Annotated in this window: 25 protein-coding genes; 6 read left to right on the forward strand and 19 right to left on the reverse strand. The window is 67.6% G+C overall.

The features are described 5' to 3' along the window. Positions 1–25 precede the first annotated feature (25 nt). Genes E3T25_RS17720 through recO form a run of 4 tightly spaced genes read right to left on the reverse strand, consistent with a single transcriptional unit; the run spans position 26 to position 2397 of the window. Positions 26–151, reverse strand: coding sequence for a hypothetical protein (locus tag E3T25_RS17720; RefSeq protein ID WP_255409015.1), 126 nt, complete (start codon positions 149–151; stop codon positions 26–28). Beyond that, positions 148–807: a DsbA family oxidoreductase gene (locus tag E3T25_RS14205; RefSeq protein WP_134343376.1), complete on the reverse strand. Its 660-nt coding sequence runs from the start codon at positions 805–807 to the stop codon at positions 148–150. Before E3T25_RS14205 ends, E3T25_RS17720 begins: the two co-directional genes overlap by 4 nt. 40 nt (positions 808–847) lie before the next feature. After that, a complete protein-coding gene (locus E3T25_RS14210) occupies positions 848–1678 on the reverse strand; it encodes an isoprenyl transferase (protein ID WP_104099988.1) in 831 nt (276 codons plus the stop codon). Continuing rightward, a complete protein-coding gene (gene recO / locus E3T25_RS14215) occupies positions 1675–2397 on the reverse strand; it encodes a DNA repair protein RecO (RefSeq protein ID WP_104099989.1) in 723 nt (240 codons plus the stop codon). Before recO ends, E3T25_RS14210 begins: the two co-directional genes overlap by 4 nt. 78 nt (positions 2398–2475) lie before the next feature. Here recO and E3T25_RS14220 point away from each other — a divergent pair, with 78 nt between their 5' ends. Beyond that, a complete protein-coding gene (locus E3T25_RS14220) occupies positions 2476–3174 on the forward strand; it encodes a trimeric intracellular cation channel family protein (protein ID WP_241980904.1) in 699 nt (232 codons plus the stop codon). Between the two features lie 110 nt (positions 3175–3284). Next, positions 3285–4025, forward strand: coding sequence for a hypothetical protein (locus tag E3T25_RS14225; RefSeq protein WP_174843955.1), 741 nt, complete (start codon positions 3285–3287; stop codon positions 4023–4025). A gap of 202 nt (positions 4026–4227) precedes the next feature. Here E3T25_RS14225 and leuA read toward each other — a convergent pair whose 3' ends face one another. From leuA to hrcA, 9 genes are all read right to left on the reverse strand, one after another. Then, positions 4228–6000, reverse strand: a complete 1773-nt coding sequence (gene leuA, locus E3T25_RS14230; protein WP_134375016.1) for a 2-isopropylmalate synthase — start codon at positions 5998–6000, stop codon at positions 4228–4230. Between the two features lie 308 nt (positions 6001–6308). Then, positions 6309–7211: a GTPase Era gene (era, locus tag E3T25_RS14235; RefSeq protein ID WP_134375018.1), complete on the reverse strand. Its 903-nt coding sequence runs from the start codon at positions 7209–7211 to the stop codon at positions 6309–6311. Then, a complete protein-coding gene (locus E3T25_RS14240) occupies positions 7204–8520 on the reverse strand; it encodes a hemolysin family protein (RefSeq protein ID WP_134375020.1) in 1317 nt (438 codons plus the stop codon). The genes era and E3T25_RS14240 overlap by 8 nt, the downstream gene beginning before the upstream one ends. Then, a complete protein-coding gene (gene ybeY, locus E3T25_RS14245) occupies positions 8517–8984 on the reverse strand; it encodes an rRNA maturation RNase YbeY (protein ID WP_104099994.1) in 468 nt (155 codons plus the stop codon). Before ybeY ends, E3T25_RS14240 begins: the two co-directional genes overlap by 4 nt. After that, positions 8981–9997 carry a PhoH family protein gene (locus tag E3T25_RS14250; protein ID WP_104100031.1) on the reverse strand — a complete coding sequence of 339 codons (1017 nt, stop codon included), beginning with the start codon at positions 9995–9997 and terminating at the stop codon, positions 8981–8983. Before E3T25_RS14250 ends, ybeY begins: the two co-directional genes overlap by 4 nt. 49 nt (positions 9998–10046) lie before the next feature. Further along, entirely contained in the window at positions 10047–10424 is a 378-nt protein-coding gene (locus E3T25_RS14255; RefSeq protein WP_104099995.1) for an HIT domain-containing protein, read from the reverse strand. Between the two features lie 22 nt (positions 10425–10446). Further along, positions 10447–11187 carry a 16S rRNA (uracil(1498)-N(3))-methyltransferase gene (locus tag E3T25_RS14260; protein ID WP_134375022.1) on the reverse strand — a complete coding sequence of 247 codons (741 nt, stop codon included), beginning with the start codon at positions 11185–11187 and terminating at the stop codon, positions 10447–10449. Positions 11188–11193: 6 nt separating this feature from the next. Continuing rightward, positions 11194–12312: a molecular chaperone DnaJ gene (gene dnaJ / locus E3T25_RS14265; protein WP_104099997.1), complete on the reverse strand. Its 1119-nt coding sequence runs from the start codon at positions 12310–12312 to the stop codon at positions 11194–11196. Between the two features lie 66 nt (positions 12313–12378). Next, the gene (gene hrcA, locus E3T25_RS14270) at positions 12379–13416 is read right to left on the reverse strand and encodes a heat-inducible transcriptional repressor HrcA (RefSeq protein ID WP_134375024.1); all 1038 of its coding nucleotides are present in this window, start codon (positions 13414–13416) and stop codon (positions 12379–12381) included. Between the two features lie 167 nt (positions 13417–13583). Here hrcA and E3T25_RS14275 point away from each other — a divergent pair, with 167 nt between their 5' ends. Continuing rightward, on the forward strand, positions 13584–14030 hold the full coding sequence (locus E3T25_RS14275) for a DUF4870 domain-containing protein (RefSeq protein WP_104169704.1): 447 nt from the start codon (positions 13584–13586) through the stop codon (positions 14028–14030). Between the two features lie 36 nt (positions 14031–14066). Beyond that, positions 14067–14444: a DUF4870 domain-containing protein gene (locus tag E3T25_RS14280; protein WP_241977423.1), complete on the forward strand. Its 378-nt coding sequence runs from the start codon at positions 14067–14069 to the stop codon at positions 14442–14444. A 2-nt stretch (positions 14445–14446) separates the two neighbouring features. Here E3T25_RS14280 and hemW read toward each other — a convergent pair whose 3' ends face one another. From hemW to lepA, 3 genes are read right to left on the reverse strand one after another with little or no spacing between them, the layout of a single operon-like run. After that, a complete protein-coding gene (gene hemW / locus E3T25_RS14285; protein ID WP_134375025.1) occupies positions 14447–15673 on the reverse strand; it encodes a radical SAM family heme chaperone HemW in 1227 nt (408 codons plus the stop codon). A gap of 4 nt (positions 15674–15677) precedes the next feature. Next, on the reverse strand, positions 15678–16325 hold the full coding sequence (locus E3T25_RS14290) for a DUF1990 family protein (protein ID WP_104100000.1): 648 nt from the start codon (positions 16323–16325) through the stop codon (positions 15678–15680). Between the two features lie 4 nt (positions 16326–16329). After that, positions 16330–18177, reverse strand: coding sequence for a translation elongation factor 4 (gene lepA, locus E3T25_RS14295; RefSeq protein WP_104100001.1), 1848 nt, complete (start codon positions 18175–18177; stop codon positions 16330–16332). Positions 18178–18615: 438 nt separating this feature from the next. Between lepA and E3T25_RS14300 the strand changes: the two genes are divergently transcribed. Beyond that, complete coding sequence (locus tag E3T25_RS14300) at positions 18616–19362, forward strand: alpha/beta fold hydrolase (protein WP_134375026.1); 747 nt, start codon at positions 18616–18618, stop codon at positions 19360–19362. Between the two features lie 118 nt (positions 19363–19480). Beyond that, positions 19481–19744 carry a 30S ribosomal protein S20 gene (gene rpsT / locus E3T25_RS14305; protein ID WP_134375027.1) on the forward strand — a complete coding sequence of 88 codons (264 nt, stop codon included), beginning with the start codon at positions 19481–19483 and terminating at the stop codon, positions 19742–19744. A gap of 27 nt (positions 19745–19771) precedes the next feature. Here rpsT and E3T25_RS14310 read toward each other — a convergent pair whose 3' ends face one another. The 3 genes from E3T25_RS14310 to E3T25_RS14320 form a co-directional block, all read right to left on the reverse strand. Next, entirely contained in the window at positions 19772–20014 is a 243-nt protein-coding gene (locus E3T25_RS14310) for a hypothetical protein (protein ID WP_134375028.1), read from the reverse strand. 86 nt (positions 20015–20100) lie between these two features. Continuing rightward, the gene (gene holA / locus E3T25_RS14315) at positions 20101–21144 is read right to left on the reverse strand and encodes a DNA polymerase III subunit delta (RefSeq protein ID WP_241980905.1); all 1044 of its coding nucleotides are present in this window, start codon (positions 21142–21144) and stop codon (positions 20101–20103) included. Positions 21145–21185: 41 nt separating this feature from the next. After that, positions 21186–23657, reverse strand: coding sequence for a ComEC/Rec2 family competence protein (locus E3T25_RS14320; protein ID WP_134375030.1), 2472 nt, complete (start codon positions 23655–23657; stop codon positions 21186–21188). Positions 23658–23741: the final 84 nt, after the last annotated feature.

Consider the following 23741-nt stretch of genomic DNA (forward strand, 5'->3'; position numbering starts at 1 on the left):
CCGGGACGCCTACCTGACGACCCGGCTAGACGCCGCAGGAGCCGCCGCCGCAGCATCCGCCGGCCGCGGCTTGGCCGAGAAGTTCGATCGTGGGAACGGACGCGGCCTCGGCGGGGGCGACCGGGGCGGTGGTATCTGGTGCGTCGCTCATTTGTTCTTCTCCTCGGATTTTTCGGTGTGCGCCTGGCGGAGGGCCTGGGCGAAGGTGTCGGGGTCCTGGGCGCCGGAGATCCCGTATTTGCCGTCGATGACGAAGAAGGGCACCCCCTGGATGCCGTAGGCGTTGGCCTGAGCGACGTCGGCCTTGACATCCGCGAGGAAGTCGTGGGCGGTCAGGGCGCGGATGACGTCGTCACGGTCCAGGCCGATTTCGGCGGCGAGGTCGGCGAGGTCGGCGATCCGGCCGACGTGGCGGCCGTCGACGAAGTAGGCCTTGAGCAGTCGTTCTTTCATGTCGAGCTGGCGGCCGTGCGCCTTCGCGTAGTGCAGCAGCTCGTGCGAGATGACAGTGTTGGTCTGATGCACGGAGTCGTAGTCGTAGTGCAGCCCGACGCTCTCGGCGATGCCGGTGACGCGCTCGAGCATCTGCTCGACCTCGGCGACCGGCAGGCCCTTGCGCTGACTGAGGTAGTCGACGGGGCTGCCATCGAAGTCGACCGGGGTATCCGGGGCGAGTTCAAAGCTGTGATATTCAACCTCGACGTTCCCGTCGAACAGGGCCGCCCCGGCCTCGAACTTGCGCTTTCCGATGTAGCACCAGGGGCACTGAACGTCGGACCAGATGTCTACTTTGATGGCTTCACTCACTGTGAGGTCAACCGATGGAGCCCCACGTTGTATTCCCGGCCTAGACGGTCGGCGCGTCCACGGCGCCGCCGTAGCGGCGGTTACGGGCCGCGTAGAGCTCGATCGCCCGCCACAGGTCCCCACGGCCGAAGTCCGGCCAGAGGGTGTCCAAAAACACCATCTCCGCGTAGGCGCTCTGCCAGAGCAGAAAGTTGCTGGTGCGCTGCTCCCCCGAACTGCGCAGGAACAGGTCCACGTCGGGGAGGTCCGCGGTGTACAGGTACCGCTGGATCGACTTCTCGGTGATCCCGGCGGGCTTCAGCCTGCCTGCGGCCACGTCCTCAGCCAAGGCGCGCACGGCATCCGCGATCTCGGTGCGCCCGCCGTAGTTCACGCACATGGTGAGGGTGAGCACGTCGTTCCCGGTGGTCAGCCGTTCGGCGAACTGCAGTTCCTTGATGACGGATGCCCACAGCCGGGGCTTGCGTCCGGCCCACCGCACGCGCACCCCCCATTCGTTGAGCTGATCGCGCCGGCGGTGCAGGACGTCCCGGTTGAATCCCATCAGGAAGCGAACCTCGTCGGGTGACCGCTTCCAGTTCTCGGTGGAGAACGCGTAGACGCTCAGGTGTTTGACGCCGATCTGGATGGCCCCGGCGACGACGTCGAGAAGCGCAGCCTCCCCCGCCTTGTGGCCTTCCACCCGAGGCAGCCCGCGCGCGTTCGCCCACCGGCCGTTGCCGTCCATCACGACCGCCACGTGCTCGGGAACGGCCTGCTTCGGCAGGGCGGGCGGGTACAGGCCCGTCCAGTCCAAGGGTTTGAACGGCACCGCATCCTTGTGGGTCAGGGGCTTCTGGCCGAAGGGATTGAGGAAGGGCGCAGGGGTCATCGACTCACGTGTTCCAACGATCGAAGGCCGCGCCCGAGGTGCCACTGCGTGTAGGCGGCGACAACCCCGGTGGCCTGGGCTCTGGTCTGGGGAGGGGTGGATTTGGTGTGCTCCCAGTCGCCGGTCAGGAGGGAGCCGAGCAGGGTGATGGTGGCCGGATCGAGCCTCGGCGAACCAGGGGCTGCGCAATCGTCGCAGACGATCCCGCCAGCCTGCACAACCATCGCTGAGTGGGCTCCCCGGGCTCCGCACCGTGCGCAGTCCTGGAAACTGGGTGCCCAGCCGGCCATCGACAGTGCTCGGAGCAGATAGGAGTCGAGGGTGAGGCCGGCGCCGTGCTCACGGCGGGAGAGCGACCGGAGGGCACCCACGAGCAGCAGGTACTGCTGCAGCGAACCCTCCGCCTCGGTGAGTTTGTCGGCGGTTTCGACCATGGCGCTGGCCGCCGTGTAGCTCGGGTAGTCGGCCGTGATCAGGGCTCCGTAAGAAGCGATGGACTCCGCCTGCGTGATGACGTCGAGGCTCCGCCCCTCCCAAAGCTGCACGTCGGCGACCATGAACGGTTCGAGCCGGGCCCCGAATTTCGACGCGGTGCGGCGCACACCCTTGGCCACCGCGCGCACCTTCCCGTGCTGGCGCGTGAGCATGGTGACGATGCGGTCGGCTTCGCCCAGTTTCTGGGTGCGCAGCACGACGACATCATCACGGTAGACAGGCACCCCTGAATTCTCCCACCTGGCGGGAGCGCGGGGTCGTCAAGCGCGCCGATACCCACCGTTTCAGTGGTTTCATTAGGGGTGCCCTCCACCTCATTCTTCATCCCGCTCTGGCTCGACCTCACGGCCGTGGCCATCGGAGCCGTGCAGGGCGCCATGTTCGCCGGCCGCTTCACCGACCGCCGCTTCGACCTGCTCGGCATCGCGCTGATCGGCGTCACCGTGGGGCTCGGCGGCGGTTTGCTCCGCGATATACTGCTGGGCGGCGTGCCGGCCGCGCTGCAGAGTAACTGGTACCTGCCGGTGTGCGCGGGGGCGGCTCTGCTCGGCATGCTGCTGCAGAGCCTGTTCAACCGGCTCGGCCCGTTCATCATCGCCCTCGACGCCGTGACCATCGGGCTGTTCGGCGCCCTCGGCACGAGCAAGGCACTCGCCGCCGGCCTGCCGGAGATCCCCGCCCTGTTCGTCGGGGTCGTCACGGCGGTGGGTGGGTCGGCCCTGCGGGACATGATGCTGAACGTGCCGATCGCCGTGATGCACGTCGGCTCGTTCTACGCCGTCGCGGCCGGGGTCGGCAGCGGCCTGCTCGTGGTGCTCTTCATGCTGCAGGTGCCCATCACCATCGCCGGGATCGCCTGCGTCGTGGTGACGACGGTCATCCGGATCCTCGCCGCGCGGTACGGCTGGAGCCTGCCGCAGCAGCGCGCGATCGGCAGTTGGCCCCGGTGGCGGCGCGACAATATCGTCGCCTTCCGGCGGCGCAGGAACCGCGGCGCCTGAGGCCCCGAACGGGCCCGAAACTGGTCCACAAACGACGGATTCCGCTCTCGCCTTTCATTGCGTCCCGGGTCAGACTGGTAAGAAGATCTCACGTCGTTTGGAGGAACCTCATGAACATGATGAAGGGCAACGTGCCCGATTCGATGCCGGATTTGATGCCGGTCCTGTCCCGAGGCAAGCACAGAAACCCACGTTCCGGCGCCTGTTTCATGGAGTTCGCCTCCTATCTCGCCGGAGTGGCCTGGAGTGACCACCCTGCCTGCACTCATCCGTTACTCGCCTCCGTCGCTCGGATGGTGAACGACTGCACGTCGGACACCGCCCGGGCCCGGCTGGTCCCGCTGATCCCGTCGGTGATCGGTCTGCGCGGGGACAACGCCCGGGTGCGCCCGCTGATCGCTCTGCGGGCGGCCACATCCGCGCTCCCGGTCACGAGTGCAGACCACCAACGGGCCCTTGCCGTGGGGATCCTCAACTGCGAACGGTACCTGACCGAGGCCAACGGCACCATTCCCGACGACGTCGCCCTGCGCATCCGCAATTCGTTTGACGCGGCACCGGCGACCGAACGGTGGGCGCGAGACTTCATCGCCTCGATGGGATCCTGGTCTCGGAGCAAGTTCACGGACCGCACGGCGGAGACCATCATCCGGGTGTCCGTGCAGGGCATCGCGGAAGCGTGCGTTCCCGACCCGGACGGCCAGCTCTACGACCTGCTCGCCGGCGCGATCGACGACTGCACGATGGTGCTGACCCCTGCGCCCAAGGCACGACCGGCCAGGGCGACTGCCGACCCGACTCACGTCGCTCCGACGCACCGGGCGAAGACGAAGGACACGGCGCGGGTCTAGAGCCGGACTGACAGCACGCAGCCGAGAACCATCGCTCCGGCCGAGCGCCTCCCCCGGGGAAGGCACTCGGCCGGGCTGACGATTTTCTGCTCACGCGCCGACTGAGTTCACGTGCCGGCTGAGTTCACGTGCCGGCTGAGTTCACGTGCCGGCTGAGTTCACGTGCCGGCTGAGTTCACGTGCCGGCTGAGGCTACCCGGGGTCAGGCGGTCGCGTCCGCCAGAGACCGCTTGCCGGCCTCGGCGCGGATGCCGCGGTTGACCGCCGACACCACCGACTTGAGCGAGGCGGTCGAGATGTCCGCGTCGATGCCGACGCCCCAGAACCGCGTGCCGTTGACGTCGAGTTCGACGTAGGCCGCGGCGAGGGCGTCGCCGCCTGCCGACATGGCGTGCTCGGCGAAGTCGTAGAGGGTGATGGCGATGCCGCGTTCGGCCATCACGCCGAGGAACGCCGCGATCGGGCCGTTGCCCGCGCCGACCGCGCTGGACACGGTCGTGTCGTCGCGCAGGTCAACGGACAGTTCGACCGAACCGGAGAGGTCGCTCGAGGTGCGCGTGGCGTGCAGCTCGAACCGACCCCACTTGGCGTCGGGCGTGGTGTGGCTGGCCGGCAGGTACTCGTCGTTGAAGATCTCCCAGATCTGCTCACTGGTGACCTCGCCGCCCTCCTGGTCGGTCTTGGACTGCACGACGCCGGAAAATTCGATCTGCAGCTTGCGCGGCAGGTCCAGGGCGTGGTCGGTCTTGAGCAGGTAGGCCACGCCGCCCTTGCCGGATTGGGAGTTGACCCGGATCACGGCTTCGTAGCTGCGTCCGAGGTCCTTCGGGTCGATCGGCAGGTACGGAACCGCCCAGAGCAGGTCGTCGACGCCGCAGTCCTGCGTGGCGGCATCCACTGCCATGGCCTCGAAGCCCTTCTTGATGGCGTCCTGGTGCGAGCCGCTGAACGCGGTGAAGACCAGGTCGCCGGCCCAGGGGCTGCGCTCGGGCACAGGCAGCTGGTTGCAGTACTCCGCGGTGCGCTTGACCTCGTCGATGTTGCTGAAGTCGATCTGCGGGTCGATGCCCTGGGTGAACAGGTTGACGCCCAACGCCACCAGGTCGACGTTGCCCGTGCGCTCCCCGTTGCCGAACAGGCAGCCTTCGATGCGGTCGGCCCCGGCCAGGTAGCCCAATTCCGCGGCCGCGATGGCTGTGCCGCGGTCGTTGTGCGGGTGCAGGGAGATGAGCACGTTCTTGCGGTGGGCGAGGTGGCGGGACATCCACTCGATGGAGTCGGCGTAGACGTTGGGTGTGGCCATCTCGACGGTCGCGGGCAGGTTGATGATGACCTTGCGCTCCGGCGTGGGCTCGAGGACCTCCAGCACCTGGTTGCAGACGTCGACGGCGAATCCCAGCTCGGTACCGGTGTAGCTCTCCGGGGAGTACTCGTAGTAGACCGTGGTGCCGGGGACGGATGCCTCGGCGGCGCGGCAGAGACGCGCGCCGGCCAACGCGATGTCGATGATGCCCTGCTTGTCTTCGCGGAACACGACCTTGCGCTGCAGCACGCTGGTGGAGTTGTAGAGGTGGACGATGGCCTGCCTGGCGCCCGCGATCGACTCGTAGGTGCGCCGGATCAGGTGCTCGCGCGCCTGGGTGAGCACCTGGATGGTCACGTCGTCTGGAATGGCATTTCCGTCGATCAGGCTGCGCACGAAGTCGAAGTCGGTCTGGCTGGCCGACGGGAAGCCGACCTCGATCTCCTTGTAGCCCATCCGCACGAGCATGTCGAACATGATGCGCTTGCGCTCGGGGCTCATCGGATCGATCAGCGCCTGGTTGCCATCCCGCAGGTCGACGGCGCACCAGCGCGGGGCCGCGGTGATGTGCTTGTCCGGCCAGGTGCGGTCGGGCAGCTCGATCGTGAACTGCTCCTGATACGGGCGATACTTGTGAATCGGCATCTGGGATGCGGTCTGATTGTTTTTCATGATCTGGGATCTCCTCGCGAATGGTGGGTAGCCAACGACGAACTCCGCGACGAGGGAGGCCTCAGATTAGGACTCGTCGCGGCAGCGAAGAAGCAGCTCACCGAAAAACATAAGTGCAGGCTACCACCCTCGGCAGCACCCTCGGCAGCGGATCGGGTCACGCCACCCGATCGCATCCGGCGTTGAACGAATTCGACGGAGAATTTCGGGAAATGGCCGGTTTTCCGGCTGTCCGTGGCCGATACAGGCAAAATCTCCGTCGAATTCGTTCGGGGTGCTGGCGGTTCGGGGTGCTGGCGGAGTGCCGGCTAGAAACCGAGGCGGCCCAGCTGTTTCGGGTCGCGCTGCCACTCCTTGGCGACCTTGACCCGGAGCGAGAGGAAGACCCGCTTTCCCACCAGCGGTTCGATCTGTTTGCGGGCGCGCACACCAACATCCTTCAACCGGCTGCCGGATTTGCCGATGATGATGCCCTTCTGGCTGTCGCGCTCGACGAACAGGTTCGCGTAGATCTCGACCAGTTCCTGGTCGTCGCGTTCGATGATGTCGTCAATCGTCACGGCGATCGAGTGCGGCAGCTCGTCGGTGACGCCCTCGAGCGCCGCCTCCCGGATGTACTCCGAGATGCGCGACTCGAGGCTCTCGTCGGTGACCGCGTCGGCCGGGTAGAGCGGGGCATCCGACAAGGGCAGCAGGCGCAGCAGCTCTGCGCTGAGGATATCGAGCTGGATGCGGCTGGTCGCCGAGATCGGCACGATCGCCTCCCAGTCACGCAGCTGTGACACGGCGAGGAGCTGGTTGGCGACACTGGTTTTGGTGGACATGTCGATCTTGGTCACGATGGCCACCTTGCGGGCCCGCGGAAAGTTGTCCAGCTGCTCGTTGATGAACCGGTCGCCCGGGCCGATCGGCTCGTTGGCCGGAATGCAGAGGCCCACCACGTCCACGCCGGACAGCGTCGACTGCACGAGGCTGTTCAGTCGTTCGCCCAGCAGGGTGCGCGGCTTGTGGATACCCGGGGTGTCGACCAGAATCAGCTGACCGTTCTTCTGGTGCACGATGCCGCGGATGGCGCGCCGGGTGGTCTGCGGCTTCGACGACGTGATCGCGACCTTCTCCCCGACCAGCGCGTTCGTCAGCGTGGATTTGCCCACGTTGGGGCGTCCCACGAACGACACGAACCCCGCTCGGAATCCTTCTACTTCAGTCATGACCGTTCACTCTCTCATCGTCCGACACTCCGAGGAATGCGTTCTGCGCGTCTATCAGCGCTTGGTCTCGTTCAACCAGCACGGTGCTGATTCGTTTGCGGCGGCCTTCGGTGCGTTCGGCGGTGAGGACCAACCCGCTCGCCCTGGCGACCGAGCCCGCCACCGGCAAGCGCCCGAGGGCCTTGGCCAGCAGGCCACCCACCGAATCAACCTCGTCGTCGTCCAGTTCCAGGTCGAACAGTTCACCGAGCTCGTCGACCGGAAGCCGCGCGCTCACCCGGAAGCGACCGTCGCCGAGTACCTCGACCTCCACAACGTCGCGGTCGTACTCGTCGGAGATGTCTCCCACGAGTTCCTCGATCAGGTCTTCAAGGGTGACCAGTCCGGCGATGCCACCATACTCGTCGACCACCATCGCGAGGTGGTTTGACTCGAGCTGCATCTGGCGGAGCAGCGCGTCGGCTTTTTTCGACTCGGGCACGAAGACGGCCGGTCGCTCGAGCTCCCGCACCGTGAGGCTCTCCGCGTTCGGCGGCCGCTCGTAGACGAGCCTGGCCACATCGCGCAGGTACAGGATGCCCGTGACGTCATCCACTTCGCCGTCGATGACCGGCACCCGGGAGAAGCCCTTACTCAGGAACAAGCCCATCGCCGCGCCGATCGATGAGTCCGCTTCGATGGTGACCATGTCGGTGCGCGGAATCATCACCTCGCGCACGACGGTCTCGTTGAACTCGAAGATCGAGTGGATCAGTTCCCGGTCGTCCTCCTCGAGGACGTCGAGCTCGGTGGCCTCGTCGACCATGCTGAGCAGCTGGACCTCCGACGTGAACGTGGCCAGCCGGGTGCGCCCGGGGGTGACCCGGTTGCCGAGGGCGACAAGCGCGTTGGCGATGGGGCCGAGGAGCACCCGGAGGAAGTGCACCAGCGGGGCGGTCGCGGAGAGCAACTCCACGGGGTGGGCCCGGCCCACGCTGCGCGGGCTGGCGCCGACGAGCACGAAGGAGACCGCGGTCATCAGCAGGGAGGACAGTAGCAGTGCCAGCCACAACTCCTCGATCGTGGTCGCGAAGACGAGGGTCACCAGCACGGCCGCCGTGGTCTCGGCGATGATCCGTACAAAATTGATCGTGTTCAGGTGCGCCCCGGTGTCGGCGGCGATCGCCGTCAGGGAGCCCTTGGCACGGGACTTCTCGGCCAGGTCAAGAATGTCGGCCCGGGATTGGCTCGTGACGGCGGAGTCCACCGCGGCCATCAGGCCGCCGAAGGCGACCAACAGGATGGCCGCCGTGAGAAACCACCCGATCATCGGTCGCGGAGGCGTTCCTGCAGGGCGAAGCCGATCAGGATGTCTCGCTGGATGCCGAACATTTCCTTCTCCTCGGCGGGTTCCACGTGGTCAAATCCGAGCAGGTGCAGCACGCCGTGCGTGGTGAGCAGCAGGAGTTCCTCGAGGGCGCTGTGCCCGGCTGTCTCGGCCTGGCCCTGGGCCACCTGCGGGCAGAGCACGATATCGCCGAGCAGCCCCGGCGGGGTCTCGGCGTCTTCGGTGCCCGGGCGCAATTCGTCCATCGGGAAGCTGAGCACGTCGGTGGGGCCCGGCTCATCCATCCATTGCACGTGCAGCTGCTCCATCGCACCCTCGTCGACGAGGACGATCGCCAGTTCGGCGTCAGAGTGCACGTGCATGGAGTCCAGAGCGTAGGCGGCCAGACGCAGGATGGCGGCCTCATCGACCGGGATAGTCGATTCGTTGTTGATTTCGATGCTCAAGAGGATCTCCGTTTCGGAAGGCGGTCGCGGGGAGTGTTGGGGCGGCCGGGTCCGCGACCTGCGAATTCCCGCGCCTGATCGCTTTCGTAGCGCTCGGCCTGCTTCTGCGCGTCGTATGCGGTCCAGGCGTCGACGATCCGGCCGACCAGGGAGTGCCGCACGACGTCGGCACTGCTCAGACGCACGAAACGGATGTCGTCGACCCCGTCGAGCACCCGGCTCACCAAGCGCAGCCCGCTCGAGCCCGCCGGAAGGTCAATCTGAGTGATGTCCCCGGTCACGACCATTTTCGAGCCGAACCCCAACCGGGTGAGGAACATCTTCATCTGTTCGGCAGTGGTGTTCTGCGCCTCATCGAGCACGACAAAGGAGGAGTTGAGCGTGCGGCCGCGCATATAGGCGAGCGGGGCCACCTCGATGGTTCCGGCTGCGAGCAGTTTGGGCACGAGTTCCGGGTCCATCATCTCGTTCAGGGCGTCGTACAGGGGGCGCAGGTACGGGTCGATCTTCTCGGTGAGGCTGCCCGGCAAGAAGCCGAGTCGTTCCCCGGCCTCGACGGCCGGGCGGGTGAGGATGATCCGTTCGACCTCCTTGCGCTGCAGCGCCTGCACGGCCTTGGCCATTGCCAGGTAGGTCTTGCCGGTTCCGGCCGGCCCGATCCCGAACACGATGGTGTCGGTGTCGATGGCGTCCACGTATTCCTTCTGCCCGATGGTCTTGGGGCGGATGCTCTTGCCGCGGGAGCTGAGGATGGCCGGGCCCAGACGTTCGGAAGGGCTCGTGGAGCTGTCCGTGTCGAGCATCCGTGAGGAGGTGCTCACCTCGGACTCGGCGAGGTCACGCCCGCCGCGCACCATGAGCAGGAGCTCCTCGATCAGGCGACGCGCCGCCTCGACGTGCTCGGTCTCACCGATCAGGGTGACCTCGTTGCCGCGCACGTGCACGCTGACGCCGGGGTGTTCCTTCTCGACGGCGGCGAGCAGACGGTCGTCGGCGCCGAGCAGGCGCACCATGGCAATGCCGTCGACCGTGATGTGTACCTCGGCCTGGCCCGGCCCGGGCTCACCGGAAACCAAGCGTTCCCTCCCCGAGGGTTCCGCCGGCGGCCTGCGGAGCGAGCAGGTGAGCGTGGACGTGGAAAACGGTCTGCCCGACGCTGGCGCCGGTATTGAACACGAGCCGAAACTGGCCGTTGGACAGCCGGGCCGCCACAGCATCCGCCACCTCGATGAGTTCGGTCAGCAGCCCGGGGTCTCCGGCCGCGAGCTCGACCACGTTGCTGTACTCGGATGTTTTCGGCGTGATGACGACATGCACGGGCGCCTGCGGGGCGATGTCGGTGAAGGCGATGATCCGTTCGGTTTCGGCGACGATGGTCGCCGGAACCTCGCGCGCGGCGATGCGAGTGAAGATGGACGGTTCTTGGCCGGTGGAAGACATATCTCTATCTTAAGCTCACGCGCTACCAGCGGCCGAGCGTCACGTTCAGGATGGAGAGGGCGGCCGGGCCGGCGGTGGAGGTGCGCAGCACATTGTCGCCCAGGCGCACCCGGGTGGCGCCTGCCTGCTCGAGCAGGGTCAGCTCGGCCGGGGAGATGCCGCCCTCGGGTCCGACGACGAGCAGGATATCCCGGTCGTCGGTCGGCGCCGCCTGCGAGGTCAACCGTTCGCTCGCGGTGGGCTCCAGCAGCAGCATCCGGGTAGTGCCGGCCAGCTCGGCCAGCATTTTGGTGCTCGCCGGTTCCCCGACCGTGGGCAGCCACGCGCGAATCGACTGTTTCGAGGCCTCGCGCACGATGCTGGACCAGCGATCCCGGCCCTTCTTGATTTTGGCTCCCTCCCAGCGCGTCACGGAGCGGGATGCGGCCCACGGGATCACCCCGTCGATGCCGAGCTCCGTGGCCGCCTGCACAGCCAGTTCGTCCCGGTCTCCCTTGGCGAGAGCCTGGACCAGACGGATGCGCGGCGTCAGCAGCGCGGTCACGGTCACCGTCTCGACGCGCAGGGTCAGCAGCCGCGCATCTGCGTCAACGACGGTGGCGGCGAGCATGAGCCCGGCCCCGTTCCCGATCTGCAGGCGCTCGCCCGGGCGCACCCGGCTGACGGTGACCGCGTGCCGGGCCTCGGCGCCACCGATGCCGACGACCGCCCCCGGCACGCAATCGGCGGCGTGGAGCGCCTCATCGATGAAGAAGTGTGCCATCGACGCCTAGCCGCGAAACCGATCGCGCAGCTTGGCGAAAAGTCCCTGCTGAAAGGCGCTGAGGGCAGGAACCGGCGCCTTGTGGCGGGCCGCAAAGGCCTCGATCAGCTCCCGCTCCTTGTGGTCGAGACGGGTCGGTGTGACCACGTGCACGCCGACCTTCAGGTCGCCGCGTCCGTTCCCGCGCAGACGGGTTACGCCGCGGTCCTTGACCGTGATGATCTCGGCGCTCTGCGTGCCCGGCCTGAGCTCGACCTCGATGTCGCCATCGAGCGCCTTGACGGTCGCGGATCTGCCGAGGATGGCATCCGTCATCGGCACCTCGAGGGTGCAGAGCAGGTCGTCGCCGTCACGGCTGAACACGTCGTGGTGGCGCACCTTCATCTCAAGGTAGAGGTCGCCGTTGGGACCGCCGGCCGGACCGGCCTCGCCGCTGCCGGGCATCTGCAGGCGCAGGCCCGTGTCGACCCCCGCCGGGATGTCGACGGGGACCGTGCGACGCGCTCGCACGCGGCCCTGGCCCTGGCAGGTGACGCAGGGAGTGGCGATGATCGTGCCGTAGCCGCGGCAGGAACCGCAGGGGCTGCTCGTCATGACATTGCCGAGCAGCGACCGCACGGCGCGCTGGATGGTGCCGGTGCCGTGGCAGATGTCGCAGGTGACGGGCGCGGTGCCCGGCTGGCAGCACGTGCCGCTGCAGGTCGCGCACATGATGGCCGTGTCGACCTCGAGCTCCCGGTGCGTGCCGAAGATGATCTCATCGAGGTCGAGGTCGACCCGGATCAGGGCATCCTGGCCGCGCTCACGGCGCGACCGAGGCCCGCGGCTGGATCCCCCGCCGCCGAAGAAGGTCTCGAAAATGTCGCCGAAGTTGCCGAAGTTGCCGTCGAAACCGGCGCCTCCGCCGCCGCCCGAGCGGCCGTTGCCGCCACGGTCGTAGTTGTCGCGTTGCTTGACGTCGCTGAGCACGTCGTAGGCGTGCGTGACGGATTTGAAGCGCTCGGATGCATCCGCGCCCGGGTTCACGTCGGGGTGCAGCTGCCGGGCCAGCCTGCGGTAGGCCTTCTTGATCTCGTCGGTCGAGGCGTCGCGGGCAACGCCGAGTACTTCGTAATGGTCAGCCAAAGCTGGCTCTCCTAGGTCTGTTCTGAAATGTGGTGTTCCGCCGGCTTCTCGGCCGAGGGGAACTGGTCAATTCTCGCCGAGAAGGCGTGAAAGGTAGCGGGCGACCGCACGGACGGCCGCCATGTTGTTCGAGTAGTCCATCCGAGTGGGGCCGAGTACGCCGAGGCGCGCCAGGTTGCCGCCCTGCGAGGAGTAGCCGCTGGTGAGCACGGATGTCTCGGCCAGACCGAACGGGGCATTCTCCCGGCCGATACTGACGGACACGCCGTGCTGGTCAGAGGCCATCTCGCCGAACAGCCGCAGAAGCACGACCTGTTCCTCGATGGCCTCGAGCACCGGGAAAATGCTGCCGGTGAAGTCTTCCTCGGTGCGCACGAGGTTGGCGGCGCCGGCCATCACGAGCCGGTCCTGCCTGTTCGCGCCGACCTGGTCCCGCAGGGTGCCGGTGATCAGATCCACCGCCTCCTGCTGCTCGAGCGGGCCGAGGCCGGAGCCGGCGGTGAGAGAGCTGCCGGTAAGGGTGCTGGCGGCCTCGCTCATGCCCAGCCCGACCAGAGCAGAATTCAACCGGGTGCGCAGTTCGATCAGAACGGGTTCAGCCAGAGGCCGGGGCAGGTCGACGACGCGTTGCTCGACCCGTCCGGCATCCGTGATCAGAACCGACAGGAGGCGAGTCTCGGACAGGGGCACCAGTTCGATGTGGCGCACCTTCGCGCGGGACAGCGACGGATACTGCACCAGGGCGACCTGATGGGTGAGCTGCGAGAGCAGCCGCACGCTGCGGGCCAGCACCTCGTCAAGGTCGGCCGACTGACCGAGGAACGTCTCGATGGCTTGGCGCTGCGCCGCCGAGAGCGGGCGCAGATCGGCGAGATGGTCGACGAACAGGCGGTAGCCCTTATCGGTGGGGATGCGGCCCGACGAGGTATGCGGAGCCGCGATCAACTCTTCCTCTTCGAGCAGGGCCATGTCGTTGCGGATCGTGGCCGCCGAGACCCCGAAGGAATGCCGGTCGACGATAGATTTGGAACCGACGGGTTCGCGGGAGGCTACATAGTCCTGAACGATCACACGCAGGACTTCGAGACTGCGATCGGACACCATGGCGCTCGCCTCCTCCCAGCGTCGCGAGTGCAGCATCGATTGGCACTCGCGGTATGTGACTGCCAATCATACCGCGACCGGCTGGGCTTACCCATTGCTCCCCAATGTTGGGGCGCAGTAACTTAGGCATGTAGCACCTCTTCCCCGGTGCACTGAAAGGCATGATCATGAGTAATTTCACTGGTCCCGGACCCGATGATCCGTACCAGGGCCAACGGCCGCCGCAACCGCCCTACCAGCCTGCCGCCCCGGGACCGTCGGCACCCCTGACGGAGGCGGATGACCGCCAATGGGCGTCCCTCGCACATCTGGGCGGGATCCTCATGTTCGTGCCGTCCCTGGTGCTGTGGCTGCTCTTCAAGGACCGCGGACCTCTGACCAGCGTCGAGGCGAAGGAAGCGCTCAACTTTCAGATCACGCTTCTGATCGGCTACTTCGCGATCAACTTTTTTGCGACGGTTATCGGCTTCCTCACATTCGGCATCGGCGGCGTCATCGGCGGTCTCGCCTGGGTGCTGTACATCCTCGGTGTTGTCTTCTCGGTGCTCGGCTACCTCCAGGCGAAGGACGGCAACCACTACCGGTACCCGTTCGCCCTGCGCCTGATCAAGTAGCCCGGCGCACTCGGTTTTTCTTCAGAAGGAGCACCAATGACCAATTCCACCCCACCACCGCCGCCCAACCCGAACCAGGCTCCCACCCCGATGAACCCGGCCGACGAAAAACTGTGGGCCACCCTCGTGCACGTCGGCGGCATTCTGTTCTATTTCGTGCCGGCCCTGATCGGCTACATCGTGCTCAAGGACCGCGGCCCGTTCATCCGGGCACACACCGCGACCGCACTGAACTTCCAGCTCACGCTCCTGATCGCCTACGCGGTCGGCGGCGTCCTGACGATCATCCTCGTCGGCTACCTCGTTCTCCTGGCTGCCTCCGTTCTGATGGTCGTGTTCGGCATCATGGCCGCCTTGGCCGCAAACCGGGGCGAGTACTACACGTATCCGCTGTCGATCAAGTTCGTGAACTGAGTTCAGTCGGCGAGCAGGCGGCGCACGACGGCATCCGCCAGGAGGCGTCCTCTGAGGGTCAGTTCGATCGAACCGAAGAGGGCTGCTTTCGCGTCGATGAGTTCGTCGGCGATGAGTCCCGCCACCTCGTGGCGCCTGAGCGGGCTGAGCGAGTCGATGGGGATACCCTCGCGGATTCGGGTGAGCAAGAGCACCCGCTCCACCTCCTGAGTGGCCGCATCGAGGGTCTCCCGCCCGGCAGCCGGTGAGTCGCCGGCGCGAATCCGATCGCCGTAGGCCGACGGATGCTTGACGTTCCACCAGCGCACCCCACCGATGTGGCTGTGGGCTCCGGGCCCCACACCCCACCAGTCCTGGCTGCGCCAGTAGGCGAGGTTGTGGCGCGAGCGGTGCGCGTCATCCGTCGCCCAGTTGCTGACCTCATACCAGCCGTAGCCTGCCGAGGACAGTAGGTCGTCGGCCAGCTCATAGAACTCGGCCTGAACGTCGTCATCGACAGGGGCCAGTTCGCCGCGCTTGATCTGGCGGGCCAGCTTGGTGCCCTCCTCGACGATAAGCGAGTAGGCGCTGACGTGGGTGGGAGCCTGCCGGATGGCGTGCTCGAGGCTGGTGCGCCAATCGACGAGGGTCTCCCCCGGTGTGCCGTAGATCAGGTCGAGGGACACGTCGAGGCCGGCCTCGCGCGCCCACTGCACCACAAGCGGCACCCGCTCGGGGTCGTGGGTGCGCTCGAGGGTGGCCAGCACGCTCGGTACCGCGGACTGCATGCCGAAGGACACCCGGGTGAAGCCGGAGTCGGCGAGGCGGCCGAGGTAAGCGGCGTCGACGGAGTCGGGGTTCGCCTCGGTGGTCACCTCGGCGCCGGGTGCGATCCCCCAGGTGGAGCGCACGGCCTCCAGCATCCGCACCAGGTCGTCGGCCGGGAGCAGGGTGGGGGTGCCGCCGCCGAAGAAGACGGTCGCCGCCTGGCGGGCCGGCACGCCCGACTGAGTCAGGATCCGGCCAGCCGACTGGACCTCGGTGATCGCCTGGCCGGCATAGTCATGCTGGCTTGCGCCCCGCAACTCGGTGGCGGTATAGGTGTTGAAGTCGCAGTAGCCGCAGCGGACCCGGCAGAACGGCACGTGCAGGTAGACGCCGAAATCGCGCTGGGCTGCTCCCACGGCGGCCGAGGCCGGCAGCAGTCCGTCGCTGGGTGCGGAGTCGCCGAGGGGAAGGGCACTGCCCATGCGGTTAGACCGCGCCGATCGGATGCAGCGCGCGTAGGTACCGAGCGGTGATTTTGGCCTGTTGCCGCCGCACGAACGGCCAGCCCAGCCGGTAGAACCAGTTGCCGGGGCGGGAGAAGGCGCGGATGGTCAGCCAGACCGAGTCGTCCTCGCGTCTGTCGACGATGAACGATTCCTCGCCGCTGGCCGGGTGCCCGGCCATGGTGCCGTATGCGAAGCCGAGGCGGTCGGGTTCATCGATCACGTAGACCACGCGCACGGGGGCATCGATGGTGAAGGGGCCTAACTTGCTCGTGAGGTGCGCGGACATGCCGTTGACGATGTAGGGCGTGCCGTCCTCGGCGAAGACGGCCTCGTCCGGCTCGGGCTTCTGGTCGCGGGCGGCCTGGCCGTCGGCGTCGAAGACGAGTCCCGTGTACTGCTGGCCGGTGCCGTCCAGCAGGTCGGTGACGGTCATTCCGCTCCCCCGCTGCACGCCCCAGGTCATCAGCGACTTCGAGGCCAGCTGGAAGCGCTCCTCACCGCTGCCAAGGCGCACGGTGCGCTCGAGGGGCCGGTAGCCCTTGGGTGGGAACCGGAGCAGGTCAGGGGCGAGGGTGCCGCCGATGGACGCGTAGGTGACGGCGGTATCGGTGAAGGTGGCGCGGCGCATCCGTCTACTTCTTCTTCGGGGGCTCGTCACCGGACAGGGCGGCGATGAACGCCTCCTGGGGAACCTCGACCCGGCCGACCATCTTCATGCGCTTCTTGCCCTCCTTCTGCTTCTCCAGCAGCTTGCGCTTGCGGGAGATGTCGCCGCCGTAGCACTTGGCGAGAACATCCTTGCGGATGGCACTGATGGACTCGCGGGCGATGATGCGGGCGCCGATCGCGGCCTGGATGGGCACGTCGAACTGCTGGCGCGGGATGAGCTTGCGCAGCCTTCCCGTCATCAGCACGCCGTAGTCGTAGGCCTTGTCGCGGTGCACAATCGCGCTGAACGCGTCGACCTGTTCGCCCTGCAGCAGGATGTCGACCTTGACCAGGTCGGCCTCCTGAGAGCCGATGGGTTCGTAGTCGAGCGAGCCGTAGCCGGCGGTGCGGCTCTTGAGATTGTCGAAGAAGTCGAACACGATCTCACCGAGCGGCATCGTGTAGCGGATCTCGACCCGGTCCTCGCCGAGGTAGTCCATGCCGAGCAGGGTGCCGCGGCGGCTCTGGCAGAGTTCCATGATCACGCCGACGTAGTCCTTGGGTGCGAGGATGGCCGCCTTCACGATCGGCTCCTCGACCTTGGCGATCTTCCCGTTCGGGAACTCGCTCGGGTTGGTGACCGTGACAGACTTCTTGTCGTCGGTGGTGACCTCGTAGATCACGCTGGGCGCCGTGGTGATCAGGTCGAGGCCGAACTCTCGGTCGAGCCGCTCGGTGATGATTTCCAGGTGCAGCAGCCCGAGGAAACCACAGCGGAAACCGAAACCGAGGGCGACGGATGTCTCGGGCTCGTACACGAGGGACGCGTCGGAGAGCTTGAGCTTGTCGAGGGCCTCCCGGAGGGCCGGGTAGTCGCTGCCGTCGATCGGGTAGAGGCCCGAGAAGACCATGGGCTTCGGCTCGGTGTAGCCCGGCAGGGCGACGGTGGCGGGGCGGAGCGCGGTGGTCACCGTGTCGCCGACCTTCGACTGGCGCACATCCTTCACGCCCGTGATCAGGTAGCCGACCTCGCCGACGCCGAGGCCCTTGCTGGTGGTGGGCTCGGGCGAGGTGACGCCGATCTCGAGGATCTCGTGCGTGGCACGGGTCGACATCATCTGGATCTTCTCGCGCGGGCCCAGCTTGCCGTCGATCATGCGCACATAGGTGACGACGCCACGGTAGCTGTCGTAGACCGAGTCGAAGATCATCGCGCGGGCCGGGGCGGCCGGGTCGCCGACCGGAGCCGGGATGAGGCGGGTGGCGCGGTCGAGGAGTTCGGCGACACCGACACCGGTCTTGCCGGAAACCCGGAGCACGTCGTCGGGACTGCCACCGATCAGGCTGGCGAGCTCCTTCGCGTACTTGTCGGGGTCGGCAGCCGGCAGGTCGATCTTGTTCAGCACCGGGATGATGGTGAGGTCGTTCTCCAGCGCCAGGTAGAGGTTGGCGAGGGTCTGCGCCTCGATCCCCTGGGCGGCGTCGACGAGGAGGATTGCTCCCTCGCACGCGGCCAGGCTGCGAGACACCTCGTAGGTGAAGTCCACGTGGCCGGGGGTGTCGATCATGTTCAGGGCGTAGGTCTGCCCGTCGAGTTCCCACGGCATACGAACGGCCTGGCTTTTGATGGTGATGCCGCGCTCGCGCTCGATGTCCATCCGGTCAAGGTATTGGGCGCGCATCGAACGGTCATCGACGACGCCGGTGATCTGCAGCATCCGGTCGGCCAACGTGGACTTGCCGTGGTCGATGTGGGCGATGATGCAGAAATTGCGGATGAACTCGGGCGGGGTGGCGGCCGGTTCAAGCGCCGTGAGGGGTCTCGGTGACATGGTCTGACAATTCTCCCATAGGTGGCTGGGTCCCGGTTTCGCCGTTGCCGCGCATCGTTCCAGGCTTGCGCGCGGGAGCGCATCGTTCCAGGCTTGCGCGCGGGAACGGCCGCGCCCGGCGGCTCGCAGCGAACCACTGCCGTGAACCACTGCCGTGGCTCTTCGGCGGGTAGTGTGGCCAATTCAGGAGATCCGACCGGGCGAGGCCGGACATCCGCACCGGTTCCGCACTGGTCCGCGGTGGCCCGGCCACCCGTGCGACGGATGTCCTGAGTTGGCCACAGACGCAGCGCCCGGCCGAGCACTCACCCACGGAAGAGCCAGAAGTGATTGACGCGAACCGGGTGCTGTCACTGCTGATCTGGTGCGGCTACTCCCTGATGTCTATCATCGGTATCGCCGTCACCCTCTCGTGCGGCTGCTCACCAGGAGGAATGAATGACACCCGCCGTCCCGGTTCTTTTCGTGCACGGGATCCGCACGTCGGGCACCATGTGGCGACGACAGCTGTCCATGCTGGGCGAGGCCGGGCATCCGGCACTCGCGATCGATCTGCCGGGGCACGGCGCCCGCATGGACGAAACGTTCACCGTGGCGGGCGCCCTGGCCGCCATCGACGAGGGCGTCGCTGCTCTGGGCGGCCGGGTGCTGCTGGTCGGCGTCTCCCTCGGCGGCTACTACGCCATCGAGTACGCCGCGCGCCACCCGCAGAAGGTGGCCGGGCTGGTCGCCGCGGGAAGCTGCGCGCTCCCGGCCGGCTGGCTGCTGGACGCCTACCGGGGCCTGGCCCGGCTGATCCGCCGACTGCCCGACCAGGGACTGTGGCTCCACACCACACTCGTGCGGGTGCTCCTTCCATCGGCAGGGGCCGCCGACACGCTCGCCGGCGGTGTGCCGCTGACGGTGATGGATGCCGGGCTCGGCGCCACCGGCAGCCTCCGCCCGCTGGACAGCCTGGCTCGCTATCCCGGCCCGGTGTGGCTGGTCAACGGTTCTCTGGATCAGTTCCGGCTGCATGAGCGCCGCTTCCTCGCCGCCTGCCAGGACGGGCGCCTCGTGATCGTCCCCCGGGCGTCGCACCTCGTCAGCCTGGCCCAACCGGAACGCTTCGCCGCGGTGCTGAGCGGCATCCTCACGGAGGTTGCGATCGACTGGCCCGGGCCGATTGTCGACCTGAGCGAATAGCTGGTATCGTTGCCTGTTGGCTTGCGTGTTGGGTCCCACCCCACACGATAATTGCCGTACGGCGCCCTCTACCGCCAAGCGGCCCATCCGAAAAAGAATCTAACGAAAGCGTATAAACGTGGCAAACATCAAGTCGCAGATCAAGCGTATCGGCACCAACAAAAAGGCCCAGGAGCGCAACAAGTCGGTCAAGAGCGAGTTCAAGCGCGCTGTCCGCGCGACGCGCCTGGCGATCGCCGCGGGCGACAAGGACAAGGCTGTTGCCAGCCTCGCCGTTGCTTCGAAAAAGCTCGACAAGGCCGTCAGCAAGGGCGTCATCCACCAGAACCAGGCCGCGAACAAGAAGTCCGCGATCGCCAAGTCGGTCAACGCCCTCGTCTAGTCTGCGCCTGACCGGGATTAGGATCGTTCACCGGCCCTGGCCGGCGTACACAACAGCCCCCGCCATCTCGGTGGGGGCTTTCGTGTGTCCGGGCAGAGGCTCGAACCGTCGGGGACCGGTCACCTGAAATTCATCACGGCCAGGCCCGGTCAGGCGCAGCAGCATCGCCCTGACGGCGGTCCTGGCAGCCGTCGCCTCTCTGCCGCTCGCCGCGCTGATCGTGTCGTGCGCGCCGAGTCCGCCCAGGCCCACACCTCTCAGTTCGGACATCAGTCGGCGCGCACCACGGTGAGCGACCCCTCCCTGGCGCGGAGCTCACCGTCGAGGGTAAGGAGGCGCGCGAAAGCCGGGTCTGGTCAGCTCCCACCGCGGCGGGCGATCACACCGATGAGCCGCTCGAGAGCGAAGACGGGGTCGCGCTCGGCACCCTTCACTGCGGCATCCGTTTCGGCCAGCGCCACGACGCAGCGGGCGAGACCCTCGTCGGACCAGCTGCGCAGGTCACGTTGGGCCCGCTCGACCTGCCAGGGGGCGAGGCCGAACTGGGAGGCAAGCTGGGCCGAGCCGCCGCGCACCCCGCAGAGCTTCGCCATGGTGCGGATCTTCATGGCGAACGCGGCCACCACCGGGACCGGGTCGGCGCCGGAGGACAGGGCGTGGCGCAGGATGACGAGCGCCTCCCCCTGATGCCCGGCGATGGCGGCATCGGCTACCTTGAACGCGTTGGCCTCGACCCTACCGCCGTAGTAGCGGTCCACGGTCGTCTCGGTCACTTCGGTGCCGACATCGGCGATGAGCTGCTGGCAGGCCGCGGAGAGTTCGGCCAGATCGCCGGAAAACGCGGCGACCAGGGACCGCAGCGCGCTGGGAGTGACCCGCTTGCCGGCCGTCTTGAATTCCGCGGAGGCGAAGTCGTGCCGGTCGGAGTCTTTCTTCAGCTCGGTGCAGACGACCTCGATGGCGCCGCCGACGCCCGAACGGATGGTGTCGAGCAGCTTCTTGCCGCGCACGCCGCCGCCGTGCCGGAGCACGACGTAGGTGTCCTCGGCCGGGTTCTGCAGGTAGTCGAGGGCCTCCGCGAGGAACGTGTCGCTGCACTTCTCGACGGAGCTGACGCGGATCAGCCGCGGTTCGCCGAAGAGGGACGGGCTGGCCATGGTGAGCAGTTCGCCGGGCGCATAGCTGTCGGCCTGCACGTCGCTGATCTCCAGGCTGGGGTCTTCGAGTTTGAGGAAGTCCCGCAGCTGGCGGATCGCGCGTTCGGCCAGGAACACTTCGGTTCCGGAGACCAGGATGATCGGCGCCGGCCGCACCTGGTGCCAGGCCAGCTGCGGGATGGCGGCCGACTTCGGCACGGCGCGGGGCGCGGTCCGGCCGGATGAAGCTGTGCGTGCGGCCACTCGGGGTTCCTTCGATTGAGGCTGTGCGGAATCCATTAAGACTATCCGGGGTCGGTGTCCGGCACGGTCTCGCTCCGCACGGTCTCGCTCCAGACCGTCAGCGCACCACCACCTGGCCCCGGAGCGATCACCAGCAGTCCCTGCTGGTCGGTGCGGAGGGGCAGTGTGCCCGCGGCCGCAAGAATGTCCAGGACCGTGTCGGTGGGATGGCCGTAGCCGTTCTCCCTGCCTACCGAAATCAGCCCCACCGTTGCCCGAAGATCGGCATAGAGCTCCGGGCTTTGGTCTGCCGACCCGTGGTGGGCGACCTTGACGACATCCACCTCGCCCGGGCTGGAGCTGCGCCGGAGCGCGTCTTGGGATTCCTCGCCGAGATCCCCGAGGAACAGGGAACGGATGCCGCGACCGTCGAATCCGATCGTCACGCTCCCCTCGTTTCCGGTCTGCATCACCGCTGAGCCCCGCACCGGCCAGAGGATCTCCCAGCGCAGCTCCCCGAGGGTGCCCGTGTCGCCGCGGGCAGCGCCCCGCAGTTCGGCACCGCCCGCGGCGAGGGCATCGTGCAGTCGCTCATCGTCGGCGTTCTCCGGGATGCCGACCAGCGCCGTGTCGACGCGGCCGATCACGGCGGCGACCCCGCCGATGTGGTCCAGGTCGTAGTGGGTCAGCACGAGGATGTCGATTCGGTCGATCCCCAGCGTGTCGAGGCAGTCGGCGAGCAGGGCCGGGTCGGGCCCCACGTCGACGAGCGCGTACCGGTCGCGGTCGCGCACGACGACCGCATCACCCTGCCCGATGTCGCAGGCCGCGATCTGCCAGTCCGTGGGGAAGGCCACGGCCCGGCCGACGCCTGCCCCGATCAGGCTGCCCGCGTAGCTTCCGGCGGCGAGAACCAGCACCGCGATCGCCGCGATCGGCCAGCGCGCCCGAACCTGCCCCCGGCCCCGCATCACCAGCGCCACCGCGGCCACCGTCAGTAGAACGGTCACGAGAACACCGAGCGGGCCGCCCAGCCAGGGTAGGCGGCTGCCGGGCAGCTCTGCGGATGTTCGGGCGATCGCCGCGATCCAGGCGGCCGGCAGCCAGGCCAGGTAGAGCACTCCCCCGGCGACACCGGGCAGCCAGGGCAAGAGCAGGCACGCGATCAGACCGATGACGGTGGCGGCCGGGGCTGCCGGACCGGCCAGCAGATTCGCGGGCACCCCGTAGAGCGGGAGGGTGGGCGTGAGCAGAACGAGCACCGGCTGACAGGCCAGCTGCGCGGCCAGCGGGATGGCGATCACGGCGGCGAGCCAGGTGGGCAGCCACCGATGCAGCATTCGGGTCAGCGGCCCGGCCAGCACGAGTAGGCCGGCCGTGGCCAGAACCGACAAAGCGAACCCGTAACTGCGGGCCAGCCATGGGTCGGCCGCCAGCAGTAGGATCACGACGAGTGCGAGCAACGGCACACCTCGGCCCGGCCGACCGGAGGCAATCCCGAGCAGCAGGATCGTCGCCATCAGAGCGGCACGCAGCACACTGGGTTCGGGCGTCACGAGCACCACGAACCCGAGCAGGGTGAGGAGCGAGATCGCGATCCGGATGCCGCGGCGCAGTCCCAGAAACCCGGTCAGCAGCATGACGCCCGCGATCACCACGGCGCAGTTCGCTCCAGACACTGCCGTGAGGTGGCTGAGCGAACTCGTCTTCATGGCCGCGTCGAGGTCTGCCTCGACCGAGCTCGTGTCACCAATGGCCAGGCCGGGCAGCAGGTCACCGCCGTCGCCGGGCAGATCGCCCGCGGCGGTCGTGAACAGGGTGCGCAGTTCCCCGGCCCAGCCGAGCCACCAGGGTGGTGTCACGAGGAGCTCGGGCGGACCACGCCCAAACACCAGGGCGGATGCCGCATCCCCGGCCGCCGTGAGCCGAAGGGTGGCGTCCAGCCGCACGACACTGCCGATCTGAAGCGCGGTCGCCTGTCCGCTCGCAGTCTCCGCGAACACGACCACCGGAACCGACAGACCCCGCCCAGCACCCTTCCGGGCGACCTCGCCCTGCTCGATCCCGGTCAGGGTGCCGCGGAAGCGCACCCGGGCGGACGCTCCGGAGTCAGAGCCAGCCGGGCCGAAGAGTGCGGGAGCACCGAACGACTGGGTCTGCACCGGGATCGACGCCACCGTGAGAAGCACGGTCACTGACTCCTGCCGGGCGGCGCTCTCCCGCACGGTTTCCGGCAGCCGCCCGGGCGCAGCAACCGTGACCGCGGATGCCATCAACGCGGCCGCAGCGCAACAGACCAGGCCGACACCCCAGGCCGACACCACCCGGGCGCGGACCAGTCGACGCGCCACAACCAGACCCACGCCCAGTGCGGCGGCCCACAACGCGGCCTGAGCGCCGGGTGCCCACCCGGGGAAGGCGATGAGCAACCAGGCCGCCAGCCAGGCAGTCGCCGCGGGGAAAACCAGACGCAGGTCGAGCCCGGTCATGCCGTGATCCGGGCGGCGAGCTACGATGTCGCGCGTAAAATCCATACCGGGAGGCTAGGTGCGCCCGCGGCTCCCCCCGGTGGCCACCGGAATCTGTGCCCGGTTGACGCGGGACCGGGGGTGTGGAGG

The organism is Cryobacterium sandaracinum, assembly GCF_004403415.1.
Taxonomy (GTDB): domain Bacteria; phylum Actinomycetota; class Actinomycetes; order Actinomycetales; family Microbacteriaceae; genus Cryobacterium; species Cryobacterium sandaracinum.

Coding starts and splice junctions, on each gene's coding strand:
- E3T25_RS17720 (WP_255409015.1), bottom strand. CDS start 151: ATGAGCGACGCACCAGATACCACCGCCCCGGTCGCCCCCGCCGAGGCC.
- E3T25_RS14210 (WP_104099988.1), bottom strand. CDS start 1,678: ATGACCCCTGCGCCCTTCCTCAATCCCTTCGGCCAGAAGCCCCTGACC.
- E3T25_RS14225 (WP_174843955.1), top strand. CDS start 3,285: ATGAACATGATGAAGGGCAACGTGCCCGATTCGATGCCGGATTTGATG.
- leuA (WP_134375016.1), bottom strand. CDS start 6,000: ATGAAAAACAATCAGACCGCATCCCAGATGCCGATTCACAAGTATCGC.
- era (WP_134375018.1), bottom strand. CDS start 7,211: ATGACTGAAGTAGAAGGATTCCGAGCGGGGTTCGTGTCGTTCGTGGGA.
- E3T25_RS14240 (WP_134375020.1), bottom strand. CDS start 8,520: ATGATCGGGTGGTTTCTCACGGCGGCCATCCTGTTGGTCGCCTTCGGC.
- E3T25_RS14250 (WP_104100031.1), bottom strand. CDS start 9,997: ATGGTGCGCCTGCTCGGCGCCGACGACCGTCTGCTCGCCGCCGTCGAG.
- E3T25_RS14255 (WP_104099995.1), bottom strand. CDS start 10,424: ATGTCTTCCACCGGCCAAGAACCGTCCATCTTCACTCGCATCGCCGCG.
- E3T25_RS14260 (WP_134375022.1), bottom strand. CDS start 11,187: ATGGCACACTTCTTCATCGATGAGGCGCTCCACGCCGCCGATTGCGTG.
- hrcA (WP_134375024.1), bottom strand. CDS start 13,416: ATGGTGTCCGATCGCAGTCTCGAAGTCCTGCGTGTGATCGTTCAGGAC.
- E3T25_RS14275 (WP_104169704.1), top strand. CDS start 13,584: ATGAGTAATTTCACTGGTCCCGGACCCGATGATCCGTACCAGGGCCAA.
- E3T25_RS14280 (WP_241977423.1), top strand. CDS start 14,067: ATGACCAATTCCACCCCACCACCGCCGCCCAACCCGAACCAGGCTCCC.
- hemW (WP_134375025.1), bottom strand. CDS start 15,673: ATGGGCAGTGCCCTTCCCCTCGGCGACTCCGCACCCAGCGACGGACTG.
- E3T25_RS14290 (WP_104100000.1), bottom strand. CDS start 16,325: ATGCGCCGCGCCACCTTCACCGATACCGCCGTCACCTACGCGTCCATC.
- lepA (WP_104100001.1), bottom strand. CDS start 18,177: ATGTCACCGAGACCCCTCACGGCGCTTGAACCGGCCGCCACCCCGCCC.
- E3T25_RS14300 (WP_134375026.1), top strand. CDS start 18,616: ATGACACCCGCCGTCCCGGTTCTTTTCGTGCACGGGATCCGCACGTCG.
- E3T25_RS14310 (WP_134375028.1), bottom strand. CDS start 20,014: ATGTCCGAACTGAGAGGTGTGGGCCTGGGCGGACTCGGCGCGCACGAC.
- E3T25_RS14320 (WP_134375030.1), bottom strand. CDS start 23,657: ATGGATTTTACGCGCGACATCGTAGCTCGCCGCCCGGATCACGGCATG.